This window comes from Escherichia coli (assembly GCF_036503815.1).
GTDB classification, from domain to species: Bacteria; Pseudomonadota; Gammaproteobacteria; order Enterobacterales; family Enterobacteriaceae; genus Escherichia; species Escherichia coli_F.
Genome location: NZ_AP027764.1, coordinates 1,742,232 through 1,754,688, shown reverse-complemented (window position 1 = coordinate 1,754,688; position 12,457 = coordinate 1,742,232). Strand labels below are relative to the sequence as shown.

The window sequence follows — 12,457 nt, the reverse complement described above, 5'->3', positions numbered from 1 at the left end:
TAAACCCGGCGTTAGCGCCAGGTTTTGGTATGTATGATCAGTACGGGCGACGGCTTTCTGCCCGTCAGAAATTAACCCGCGAGACGCTGGTATTCTTTGGCAATTTCGCTCGCCAGAATGGCGTTATTGAACACCAGTTGGATGTTGGATTTCAGACTGTCACCACCGGTCAGTTCAGCAACACGCGCCAACAGGAACGGTGTACTTTCTTTACCAATAACGCCCTGCTCTTCGGCTTCGGCGACGGCTTGATCTATGGCTGCATTGATAGATTCCTCCGGCATCGCAAACTGCTCCGGGATCGGATTCGCCACTACCAGGCCGCCGTTCAAACCGGTTTGCCATTTCACTGCCATTGCACGAGCAATTTCCGTGGCACTATCAAGGCGAATACTGACTTCAAATGGGCTGGTACGGCAGAAAAACGCAGGCAGCGCTTTTGTCTGATAGCCAATTAACGGTACACCGAAGGTTTCTAAATATTCTGTTGTTAATCCTAAATCGAGAATAGATTTTGCACCGGCACAAACAACGGTGACATTAGTATTTGCCAGCTCCTGTAAATCGGCAGAAATATCGAATGTATGTTCCGCACCGCGATGCACACCACCAATCCCCCCCGTTGCAAATACTTTAATTCCTGCCAGTGCCGCGATAATCATCGTTGAAGCAACGGTGGTCGCGCCATTTTTTCCTGCGGCAACGACAAAAGGTAAATCACGGCGACTGACTTTCGTCACGTTATGTCCTTCACGGCCTAACAATTCAATTTCTTCTTTGCTCAAACCTACTTTCATGACACCACCAATAATGGCGATTGTTGCAGGTACAGCACCGTGCTTACGAATTGTGTCTTCTACTTCAATTGCCGTCTCAGCATTTTGCGGGAATGGCATCCCGTGAGAAATAATGGTCGATTCCAGTGCCACAACCGGTTTTTTGTTTTTTAAAGCGTCCTGCACTTCCGGGGAAATTTGTAATAATTCAGGGGAAATTTTTAATTCAGACATTCTGCGTTCTCCACTAACGATATAACGTTGGCAATCGATAAATCGGGGTTATTGGTGTATTCACAGGAGAGCGCCATTGACGAACATCCCTGTGCGAAACGAACAGATTCGGCAAACGGCATTCCGTCTACCCAACACGAAGCAAGTCCCGCCATCATGGCATCGCCCGCTCCGGTAACATTAATGACATTGGTTTTAATCGGCGCAGACCAACCACTTTCACCGCTGATATCACTGTAATAAACGCCGTCGCCGCCCATGCTCAATACCAGTCGGTTCAGGCCATGTTGATGGAACCAGGCGGCAACCTTTGCCACATCTTCACGCCCTGACAGCGCAATCCCACTCAGGGTTTCCGCTTCAAGGCGGTTTGGCTTGAGAGTGTGGATCAGATTTAGACGGTCGCGCACTTTGACACATTTCCACGCAGAAACAGGATCGACAAATATGGGTACGTTGGCGGCATTATCCAGAATCCATGCCAGTGCCTCTTCACTGATATTACAGTCCGCGACAATGACCTTTGCCCTCTGAATAAATTCACGGTGCTGTGCGAGATATTCAGCTGTAATAGCGTTGCTAATATTCATGTCATTTATAGCAACCAGCATTTCACCGGTATTATCGAGTAATGATAAATAGCTCGACGTATTTTCTCCCGGCACAATCAGGCATTTATCGACATAAACGCCAGATTGATTGGTTTGCGTTAGCAGCGATTGACCATAAAAATCACTGCCTACGGCGCTCAGTAGCCAGGCTTTATTACCCAGCAACGCCAGGTTTTGTGCAATATTGCGCCCTACCCCACCAGGCGTAAATTTTATTTTACCTGGATTTGAATCCGCATAATTTAATGATTCATGTGAATATCCGGCGACATCAATATTCGCCGAGCCTATAATTACGACATAATCCTTTTCGCGCATAGCACGTCCTCTGGTAAAAAATTACCAACCCTGTCAATCCACAAGAATATAGATACTGCAAAGACGGTTTAAACATGTGTTCATATTTAAACATGTGCTCATAGTATGCATGTTTTACGTAAAGTAAATTGCCGCCAGAGAGGCAAAATGGGCAGATTTGAGCAGGCTCACAAAATGCGATTAAATGCCTGAATTACAAAAGTGAGGAATTTGTGACGGGATGCACAGAACAGGAACACTAAAAAAGGGCAGAAAATAATCTGCCCTTGAGGAAATAACCTTAGTGTTTGATGAACATTTCAGGTTTCTACTGAAAGATAAAACCATTTAAATTCATAAAATTACATTCACAAACTGGTCATTCCCTTTGCGCTCATCAAATGTTACAGGGCAGGAAATTTCTGCCCTGTAACACACCTTTTATTACGCTGCTTTCGCTACTGCGTCCACTTCCGGACGTTTCAGGAAGGCATAGGCCAAACCCGCCACCAGCGTACCGGCAATAATTGCTACCAGGTAACCCAGTACCGGCGTAATAGCGCCAGGGATCAGCAGAACAAACAGACCACCGTGCGGTGCCATCAGTTTCGCACCAATCGCCATTGAGATTGCGCCAGTCAGCGCCCCACCAACGATACAACACGGCAGCACACGCATCGGATCACGAGCAGCAAACGGAATTGCACCTTCCGAAATAAAGCACAGACCAAGAACCAGAGCGGCTTTGCCACCTTCCTGCTGCGCTTTGTCGAATTTGCGACGCGCCACCATTGTTGCCAGACCCATTGCCAGCGGTGGCACCATACCTGCCGCCATAATCGCCGCCATCGGGCCATAGGTTTGAGTACTCAGCAGACCCACACCGAATGCGTACGCTGCTTTATTTACCGGACCGCCCATGTCAGTACACATCATGCCACCGAGGATCGCCCCCAGCAGAACCGCATTCGCAGTCCCCATGGTCTGCAGCCAGTGAGTCAACCCTTCGAGAATGCCAGCAACCGGTTTACCGATCAGGTAGATCATCGCCAGACCGACCACCAGACTGGAAATTAGCGGAATGATCAGGATCGGTTTCAGCGCCTCCATACTCTGTGGCAGTTTCAGTTGCGTACTGATTAACTTCGCAATGTAACCAGCCAGGAAGCCCGCAATAATACCCCCAATGAAGCCAGAACCGGTGCTGACCGCCAGCATACCGCCAATCAGACCCGGCGTGAGACCCGGACGATCGGCAATGGAGAAGGCAATGTAACCTGCCAGTACCGGCACCATCAGCGCAAAGGCTGAACCACCACCAATCTGCATCAGCGCCGCTGCCAACGTACCCGGCTCTTTAAACGCTTCGATACCAAAAGCAAAAGAAAGCGCGATACACAGACCACCTGCAACGACCATCGGCAGCATGTAAGAGACGCCCGTCAGCAAGTGACGGTAAGCGCCTGCACCCTCTTTCTTACCTTCAGTGGTCGCTGTTTGAGCTTTGCCCGCCGGTTCATACGGCGTTGCTTCAGCAACCGCTTTATCCAGTTCCTGCGCGGTTTTCTTCAGCGCCAGACCGGTAGAGGTGCGATACATCGGTTTACCAGCAAATTTCGCCAGATCCACTTCGATATCTGCCGCCACAATCACCAGATCCGCTGCGGCTACTTCTTCAGGGGTGATCGCATTACCCGCGCCAACAGAACCACGGGTTTCAACTTTCACCCACCAGCCACGTTTTTTCGCTTCGGTTTCAATGGCTTCAGCCGCCATAAATGTGTGTGCTACGCCAGTCGGGCAAGCTGTCACCGCAACTACGCGTTTCGGACCGCTGGTGGCAACTGGTGCTGTCGCAGCGACCGGTGCAGTGTAAGGTTTCGCATGGCCTTTGGCTTCACTCAGGAACAGCTCAGGGTGCGCAACTGCCCGGGAAATATCGCCCAGCCAGACATTTTTACCGTTCAGCGCGCTGTCGTTCGGGATGGAATCACCGAGAACAATCGCCATTTCAGCGTCGTTCGGATTGTCGATGATTTCCAGTTTTGCTTTTCGCGCCGCCGCGCCCAGCAGGGTCTTCGCCATATAGGCGCGTGCCTGACCGAGATTAGCGTCAATAATCAGCAGCGTTTTCATTATGCCTCTCCTGCTGTCAGTTAAAAGGTTGTAAGTCGACGCGCGCCATCATTGCGGCCAACTGCGGACGATCGGTAATACCCACATTGCTTTGACTTACCGCCAGGGCTGCAACAGCTGTCGCCAGACGCAGTGTGTGTTCACTGGATTCACGCATCAGCAAGCCATAAATCAGGCCACCAACCATAGAATCCCCTGCGCCAACGGTGCTTACGACATCGACTGACGGTGGTTTGGCGATCCATTCGCCGGAGGCATTAACCCAAAGCGCGCCTTCGGCACCCAGTGAAATAACGACATGCGCGATACCTTGTTCACGCAGCGCATGCGCAGCTTCAATCACATCTTTCATTTCAGGCAGTTTACGGCCCGCCCAGATTTCCAGCTCGCGGCGGTTAGGTTTCACCAGCCACGGTGCCGCTTTCAAACCTGCCACTAACGCTTCACGGCTACTATCAAAGATAATGCAAGGACACTGACTACGCAGGCGAGTCATCCAGTCGGTGAACGCTTCCGGGCTGACGCCTGACGGTAAGCTTCCGCTGACACAGACCATATCGAACTGACCGAGCCAGCTCAGAGAATCAGTCACAAAGCGTTCCCAGTCGGCGGGGGTAACTTCAAAACCCGAGAAGTTGAAGTCGGTCACTTCGCCGTCTTTTTCCGTCAGCTTAACGTTAATTCGGGTGCGCCCCTGTACAACCTGGAAACGGTTGGCAATGCCCAGCTCGCTGAACAGTTGCTGAAAACCATCCTGATTGTCTTTACCGAGGAAGCCGCCAACGGTGACATCAATTCCCAGGTCTTTTAATACTTTGGCCACGTTGATGCCTTTACCCGCCGCATGCAGACCGGTGGTTTTCACCAGGTTCACTTCGCCGCGTTCAATTTCCGGGCAGAAACCAACAAGGTCATAAGCCGGATTAAGGGTGATAGTAGCAACACGTCTGCTCATTATGCGCCCTCCCCAAGACCAGCAGCGATAGCGTCGCCAATGGCTTTCAGCGCCTGCTCAGCATCTGCACCCTGGGCGGTAAAGCGTAGGCGATGACCTTTCTTAACGCCAAGTGCCACAACTTTCATCAGACTACGTCCGTTTGCCGGTTTGCCGGTGCCATCAAGGTTTGTCACGGTAATATCACTGTTAAATTGTTTAATAGTATTAACCAGCATGGTACCTGGACGAGCATGCAGGCCGTGTTCATTGCGCACCACAAACTCCGCGCTTAACACGTCGTCGGTCGGCGCATCATCGCTGGTCAGCAGCGCCAGCAACGTTGCCGCATCCGCTTTCAGCAAACGGTCAGCTTTATTGTCGAGCAACAAATCAGCGAGACGCTTAAGAACCGCGACGGGCTGATCGTCATTCATCGCCACACTCACCAGCATGGCTGCCGTTTCGCCGTCCACATCAAAAGCATTTGCCGCACGGCTTACCGCAATCGCGCTACGCAAATTGCCTTCAGCGCTATCGCTCAGCCAGATGCCCTGTCCGAGGTTCAGCGGTTGTTCATTGATGGCTTTAGTGACGAAGGTGGCGTCAACTGCCCCTGCTTCTTTCAGACGCGCAGCGTTAAGCGCCTGAAGCGTCAGCAGATCGCTGGCGACAATATCCAGCGTCAGCATTTCGTTATCGAGCTTCAGCTGCTCACTCTGCTTTTCGCCCATCAGCAATGCGCGAAGTTCTTCTGCTGTCGTTGCTGACTTCAGCTGTTCAGCAACGGAATCATCGCTCAGTACGTGGGTCAGCTGGCGTAACAGACCCAGATGTTCATCCGAGCTGGCAGCAATACCGATCGCCACGTACGCTACCTGGCCGTCACCCCAGGTGACGCCTTCCGGGAACTGAAATACCTGAACGCCGGTTTTCAGCACCTGATCGCGGGTGTCGGTAGTGCCGTGTGGAATAGCAATACCATTGCCGAGGAACGTAGAGGTTTGCTGTTCGCGCGCCAGCATGCCATTGACGTAGCCTTCAGCTACATTACCGGCCTGCACCAGCGCCGCAGCGACCTGGCGAATCGCCTCTTCTTTGTCTCCGGCCTTTTCGCCCGGATGGATGTCCTGTACGGATAACTGGAACATAGTTCTCCTCTCTTGCTGAATTGAAACGATTCAGCTTCTATGAGAAAAAAAGCGCCAACCTGGCTTAGGGTTAAAGACAAGATCGCGCTGAAACGTTTCAAGAAAGCATAATACTTCTGTTTCAGCACGCAAGGAAAGCCGTAAAGTAATGAGCAAAAGTTTGATGTGCTGCACAATTTTTTGTCATTTTTCCTAATTGCTGATGGGAAAATCCGTTATCAGCAATTTCATTTCAGCAGCGTCAGCAGCAAATCAGCAACAGTGAAATGGCATTTTGATTATTCGTGGCGCTTTTGATTTCGCTGTCTGTTTATTTTCTAACAAGCAGCGTAAACTCCGCGTCTTCCTCTTCCAGTGATCGACCAGCATGCATAACTCCCCCGCAGTCTCCAGCGCGAAATCGTTTGACCTGACCTCGACGGCGTTTTTAATCGTTGCCTTTCTCACCGGTATTGCGGGCGCTCTGCAAACCCCGACACTCAGTATTTTCCTTACCGATGAAGTACATGCCCGTCCGGCGATGGTGGGATTCTTCTTTACCGGCAGCGCTGTCATTGGGATTCTGGTCAGTCAGTTTCTCGCCGGGCGCTCTGATAAGCGCGGCGATCGCAAATCGCTGATTGTCTTTTGCTGCCTGTTAGGCGTGCTGGCCTGCACCCTTTTTGCCTGGAATCGCAACTACTTTGTTTTGCTATTCGTTGGCGTCTTTCTTAGCAGCTTTGGCTCGACCGCTAACCCGCAAATGTTTGCCCTTGCACGTGAACATGCCGACAAAACCGGACGTGAGGCGGTGATGTTCAGCTCTTTTTTACGCGCTCAGGTTTCACTGGCATGGGTCATTGGCCCGCCGCTGGCTTATGCCTTAGCGATGGGTTTCAGCTTTACGGTAATGTATCTGAGCGCAGCGGTAGCGTTTATTGTTTGCGGCGTGATGGTGTGGCTGTTTTTACCGTCGATGCAAAAAGAGCTTCCGCTGGCGACCGGCACGGTTGAAGCGCCGCGCCGTAACCGTCGCGATACGCTGCTGCTGTTTGTCATTTGTACATTGATGTGGGGCTCGAACAGCCTGTACATCATCAACATGCCGCTATTTATTATCAACGAACTGCATCTTCCCGAGAAACTGGCCGGTGTGATGATGGGGACCGCCGCCGGGCTGGAAATCCCGACCATGTTGATTGCCGGATATTTTGCCAAACGTCTGGGTAAGCGTTTCTTAATGCGCGTTGCTGCCGTGGGTGGCGTCTGTTTTTACGCAGGAATGCTGATGGCGCATTCACCTGTCATTCTGTTGGGCTTGCAGCTGCTAAATGCTATTTTTATTGGCATTCTGGGTGGCATCGGGATGCTCTATTTTCAGGATTTGATGCCCGGTCAGGCAGGTTCAGCCACCACGCTCTATACCAACACGTCGCGCGTGGGCTGGATCATCGCAGGATCTGTGGCGGGCATCGTCGCCGAGATCTGGAATTATCACGCTGTGTTCTGGTTTGCGATGGTGATGATTATCGCCACTCTGTTTTGCTTACTGCGGATTAAAGATGTTTAAGGCGCGGTCAGCATTTCCAGATCGATAAGCCAGGTCATTGCCTGCTGACGCGAGTTACCGCACATTTCAGCGCTGGCTTGTAACCCTGCACAGACTTTCGGCCGCAGTGGCGAGGTGAAAATTTTACAGCGTTGCTGTTCATCAAGCTGAATGCAGGGCGTATTGGCGGGCTTGCCATCTGGCATACCGGGAATAGGGCTGGAAATTGAAGGGGCAGTGCAACACGCCCCGCAACCCGGACGGCATTCCATACGTTGTTCTCTTAAGGTTAACCACCGGATTGATGAGCGCGCACAGTACCACCTTTTTTGCACCAGCAAAAGTGCGAATACCACTTGCCCGAAAGGCCCGTCGCGAGTACTTTGTCGCGATATTTTTGACATTTTCGACTACAGGAATTTTTCGATGCCAAGAGCGAACGAAATTAAAAAAGGTATGGTACTGAATTACAACGGCAAACTGCTGCTGGTTAAGGATATTGATATTCAGTCGCCCACTGCCCGCGGTGCCGCTACGCTGTACAAAATGCGTTTTTCTGATGTCCGTACCGGGCTGAAAGTAGAAGAGCGTTTCAAAGGAGATGATATCGTTGACACCGTGACGCTGACCCGCCGTTACGTTGACTTCTCCTATGTCGATGGCAACGAATATGTCTTTATGGATAAAGAAGACTATACCCCGTATACCTTCACCAAAGATCAGATTGAAGAAGAGTTGCTGTTTATGCCTGAAGGCGGCATGCCGGATATGCAGGTGCTGACCTGGGACGGTCAACTGCTGGCGCTTGAACTGCCGCAGACCGTTGATCTGGAAATCGTTGAAACCGCACCAGGCATCAAAGGGGCATCTGCCAGCGCCCGTAACAAACCGGCGACATTGAGCACTGGTCTGGTGATTCAGGTACCAGAATACTTAAGCCCGGGCGAAAAAATTCGTATCCATATCGAAGAACGCCGTTATATGGGTCGTGCTGACTAACTTCAGCCGCATGCAGAAAAGGGATAGCTCAGGCTGTCCCTTTTTTAATTTATTATACCAATCTTCTATTTTGCGCTTCCTGAACACCTTACGCCCGCAATATTCACTCGTTGATTGATCGCCCTCACACTTCATCGCATTAACAATCCAGACCAATTTCAATTGCTGTCATATAACTTTACACTGTCGTTGTTAATTAATCGTTACTAAGACGTGACTCCTATGAATACAATCGCCTCCGTTACGCTCCCGCATCATGTACACGCTCCACGCTACGATCGCCAGCAGTTGCAATCACGTATCGTTCATTTTGGCTTTGGAGCCTTTCACCGCGCACATCAGGCGTTACTGACCGATCGTGTGCTGAATGCCCAGGGCGGCGACTGGGGGATCTGTGAGATCAGCTTGTTCAGCGGCGATCAACTGATGAGCCAGCTCCGCGCACAGAACCATTTATATACCGTGCTGGAGAAAGGGGCGGACGGCAATCAGGCGATAATTGTCGGTGCCGTTCACGAATGCCTGAATGCAAAACTGGATTCCTTAGCGGCAATTATTGAGAAATTTTGCGAGCCACAGGTGGCAATTGTTTCCCTGACGATTACCGAAAAAGGCTATTGTATTGACCCGGCCACCGGTGCACTCGACACCAGCAATCCGCGGATTATTCACGATCTTCAAAATCCTGAAGAACCTCACTCCGCTCCGGGTATTCTCGTCGAAGCACTGAAACGACGCCGTGAACGCGGCCTTGCACCGTTTACCGTACTCTCCTGCGACAATATTCCCGACAATGGCCATGTGGTGAAAAACGCGGTGCAGGGGATGGCGGAAAAACGTTCACCAGAACTCGCCGGGTGGATAAAAGAACACGTCAGTTTTCCGGGAACCATGGTCGACCGCATTGTTCCGGCAGCAACCGACGAGTCGCTGGCAGAAATTAGCCAGCATCTGGGCGTGAATGATCCCTGTGCAATTAGCTGCGAGCCGTTTATCCAGTGGGTGGTGGAAGATAACTTCGTTGCAGGGCGTCCAGCCTGGGAAGTCGCAGGTGTACAAATGGTGAATGATGTTCTGCCATGGGAAGAGATGAAACTGCGTATGCTTAATGGTAGCCACTCTTTTCTCGCTTATCTGGGTTACCTCTCAGGATTCGCCCACATCAGCGATTGCATGCAGGATCGCGCATTTCGCCATGCCGCCAGAGCATTAATGCTGGATGAGCAAGCGCCGACACTGCGAATTAAAGATGTCGATTTAACACAATATGCAGATAAGTTAATTGCACGTTTTGCTAACCCGGCGCTGAAACATAAGACCTGGCAAATCGCAATGGATGGTAGCCAGAAATTACCGCAACGTATGCTGGCAGGTATTCGCATACATCTGGCGCGCGAAACGGACTGGTCGTTGCTGGCATTAGGCGTTGCAGGCTGGATGCGTTACGTCAGCGGCGTTGATGATGCCGGAAATGCCATTGATGTTCGCGATCCGCTTAACGATAAAATTTGCGAACTTGTTGCGGGCAGTAGCAGTGAACAACGCGTAACCGCCCTGCTTTCTCTGCGTGAAGTTTTCGGTGATGATCTGCCAGATAACCCGCATTTTGTGCAAGCTATCGAACAAGCCTGGCAACAAATCGTACAATTCGGCGCGCATCAGGCGCTATTAAACACCCTCAAAATTTAACGATTTCTGCGGTTAAAGCGGATGAAGCTCGCCTTCGTCCGCTCTCCCCTTCTCTTTTCTGCCTTTTTTAGCCAGGATTAACGCTCAGTTAACTTTTAAGAGTATTGCGGAGCCGTTGTGACCAGGACCAACCTCATCACCGGTTTTCTCGGCAGCGGGAAAACTACGTCGATTCTTCATCTGTTAGCCCATAAAGATCCCAACGAAAAATGGGCGGTACTGGTTAATGAATTTGGGGAAGTCGGAATTGATGGTGCTTTGCTCGCCGATAGCGGCGCATTGTTGAAAGAGATCCCCGGCGGCTGTATGTGCTGCGTTAATGGTTTACCCATGCAGGTAGGGTTGAATACCTTACTGCGTCAGGGAAAACCAGACCGCTTGTTGATAGAGCCGACCGGGCTGGGCCATCCGAAACAGATCCTCGATCTCTTAACCGCGCCCGTGTATGAACCGTGGATAGATCTGCGCGCCACGTTGTGCATTCTCGATCCACGCCTGCTGCTGGACGAAAAAAGCGCCAGCAATGAAAACTTCCGTGACCAGCTGGCTGCCGCAGACATTATTGTCGCCAATAAATCCGACCGTGCGACGCCCGAAAGTGAGCAAGCGCTACAGCGCTGGTGGCAGCAAAATGGTGGCGATCGGCAATTAATTCACAGCGAGCATGGGAAAATTGACGGTCATCTTCTGGATTTGCCACGTCGCAATTTAGCCGAGTTGCCCGCCAGCGCGGCGCATTCTCATCAGCATAGCGTGAAAAAAGGATTAGCAGCGTTAAGCCTGCCAGAGCATCAACGCTGGCGTCGCAGTCTGAACAGTGGACAAGGGCATCAGGCCTGTGGCTGGATATTCGACGCTGATACGGTATTCGACACCATTGGCATTCTGGAATGGGCGCGACTTGCACCGGTGGAACGCGTCAAAGGCGTGATGCGTATTCCCGAAGGGCTGGTGCGAATCAACCGTCAGGGCGATGACCTGCACATTGAAACGCAAAACGTTGCGCCACCGGACAGTCGTATTGAGCTGATTTCCAGCAGCGAAGCTGACTGGAATGCTTTGCAGAGCGCGCTGTTGAAGCTTCGTTTAGCGACTACCGCGTAAGGTTGCCTGCGTTTTTCAGTAAGATAATTAGAGAAAATATGATTAAAAATTTGCCGCAAATAGTGTTGTTGAATATTGTCGGCCTCGCGCTGTTTCTTTCCTGGTATATTCCCGTTAATCATGGATTCTGGTTGCCGATTGATGCGGATATTTTTTATTTTTTTAATCAGAAACTGGTCGAAAGTAAGGCCTTTTTGTGGCTGGTTGCATTGACCAACAATCGCGCTTTCGACGGTTGTTCACTGCTGGCGATGGGAATGTTGATGCTGAGTTTCTGGCTGAAAGAAAACGCCCCAGGCAGACGACGTATCGTGATTATTGGTCTGGTCATGCTATTAACTGCAGTGGTCTTAAACCAACTGGGACAGGCATTAATTCCTGTAAAACGGGCCAGCCCAACATTAACTTTTGCCAATATTAACCGCGTCAGCGAACTGCTCCCTATCCCCACGAAAGATGCCTCACGAGACAGCTTTCCCGGCGATCACGGCATGATGCTGCTTATTTTTTCGGCATTCATGTGGCGTTATTTCGGCAAAGTCGCAGGCCTTATCGCCCTTATTATTTTTGTGGTTTTTGCATTTCCCAGAGTAATGATTGGTGCACACTGGTTTACTGACATCATTGTTGGTTCGATGACCGTGATATTGATTGGTTTGCCCTGGATGTTGCTGACGCCATTAAGTGATCGATTAATCACCTTTTTTGACAAATCACTACCGGGAAAAAACAAACATTTCCAAAACAAATAACTCACGGTAATTAACATCATCAGGTTTATTTTTATAGTAAGGATATTCCTGATGATGTGCGCCTTTGCTTTCTTTCATCGAACACAAAAATCATTCCCTAAGTAAATGAATGGATTGTATGCGTTTCACTCAATCGTACTTTAATTGACCAATCCCGCTTATTAACTTTCTGTATCACTTTTTCTTATAAAAAATCATGTAAAACCACTCGCCAAGACCGCACCAATCGGGTAATCTCGAACTCGT

At 50.5% G+C, this 12,457-nt stretch carries 11 protein-coding genes; 5 read left to right on the top strand and 6 right to left on the bottom strand.

All coding sequences use genetic code 11. The annotated features are described in order from the left end of the window. Positions 1 to 71: 71 nt before the first annotated feature. The 5 genes from psuG to fruB all read right to left on the bottom strand — a co-directional run bounded on the left by psuG (position 72) and on the right by fruB (position 6,139). The gene (gene psuG, locus AABJ99_RS08395; RefSeq protein ID WP_001292440.1) at positions 72 to 1,010 is read right to left on the bottom strand and encodes a pseudouridine-5'-phosphate glycosidase; all 939 of its coding nucleotides are present in this window, start codon (positions 1,008 to 1,010) and stop codon (positions 72 to 74) included. Then, positions 998 to 1,939 (bottom strand): pseudouridine kinase, encoded by a 942-nt coding sequence (psuK, locus tag AABJ99_RS08390; protein ID WP_039020520.1) that lies wholly within the window; start codon positions 1,937 to 1,939, stop codon positions 998 to 1,000. The genes psuG and psuK overlap by 13 nt, the downstream gene beginning before the upstream one ends. Positions 1,940 to 2,362: 423 nt before the next feature. Next, a complete protein-coding gene (gene fruA / locus AABJ99_RS08385; protein ID WP_000854458.1) occupies positions 2,363 to 4,054 on the bottom strand; it encodes a PTS fructose transporter subunit IIBC in 1,692 nt (563 codons plus the stop codon). Between the two features lie 16 nt (positions 4,055 to 4,070). After that, positions 4,071 to 5,009: a 1-phosphofructokinase gene (fruK, locus tag AABJ99_RS08380; protein WP_000091263.1), complete on the bottom strand. Its 939-nt coding sequence runs from the start codon at positions 5,007 to 5,009 to the stop codon at positions 4,071 to 4,073. Continuing rightward, positions 5,009 to 6,139, bottom strand: coding sequence for a fused PTS fructose transporter subunit IIA/HPr protein (gene fruB, locus AABJ99_RS08375; RefSeq protein ID WP_000487253.1), 1,131 nt, complete (start codon positions 6,137 to 6,139; stop codon positions 5,009 to 5,011). Before fruB ends, fruK begins: the two co-directional genes overlap by 1 nt. A 367-nt stretch (positions 6,140 to 6,506) precedes the next feature. Between fruB and setB the strand changes: the two genes are divergently transcribed. Continuing rightward, complete coding sequence (gene setB, locus AABJ99_RS08370; protein WP_000551977.1) at positions 6,507 to 7,688, top strand: sugar efflux transporter SetB; 1,182 nt, start codon at positions 6,507 to 6,509, stop codon at positions 7,686 to 7,688. Here setB and yeiW read toward each other — a convergent pair. Beyond that, the gene (gene yeiW / locus AABJ99_RS08365) at positions 7,685 to 7,939 is read right to left on the bottom strand and encodes a YkgJ family cysteine cluster protein (protein ID WP_000389030.1); all 255 of its coding nucleotides are present in this window, start codon (positions 7,937 to 7,939) and stop codon (positions 7,685 to 7,687) included. The two genes, setB and yeiW, sit on opposite strands and share 4 nt — an antisense overlap. Before the next feature lie 154 nt (positions 7,940 to 8,093). On the opposite strand from yeiW, the gene yeiP reads away from it, so the two are divergent. The 4 genes from yeiP (at position 8,094) to lpxT (ending at position 12,211) form a co-directional block, all read left to right on the top strand. Further along, positions 8,094 to 8,666, top strand: a complete 573-nt coding sequence (gene yeiP, locus AABJ99_RS08360) for an elongation factor P-like protein YeiP (protein ID WP_001136827.1) — start codon at positions 8,094 to 8,096, stop codon at positions 8,664 to 8,666. 222 nt (positions 8,667 to 8,888) lie between these two features. After that, entirely contained in the window at positions 8,889 to 10,355 is a 1,467-nt protein-coding gene (gene yeiQ / locus AABJ99_RS08355; protein ID WP_039020518.1) for a mannitol dehydrogenase family protein, read from the top strand. Between the two features lie 117 nt (positions 10,356 to 10,472). Further along, a complete protein-coding gene (gene yeiR, locus AABJ99_RS08350; RefSeq protein WP_000198812.1) occupies positions 10,473 to 11,459 on the top strand; it encodes a zinc-binding GTPase YeiR in 987 nt (328 codons plus the stop codon). Between the two features lie 38 nt (positions 11,460 to 11,497). Then, entirely contained in the window at positions 11,498 to 12,211 is a 714-nt protein-coding gene (gene lpxT, locus AABJ99_RS08345; protein ID WP_001354773.1) for a Kdo(2)-lipid A phosphotransferase, read from the top strand. The last annotated feature ends 246 nt before the right edge of the window (positions 12,212 to 12,457 follow it).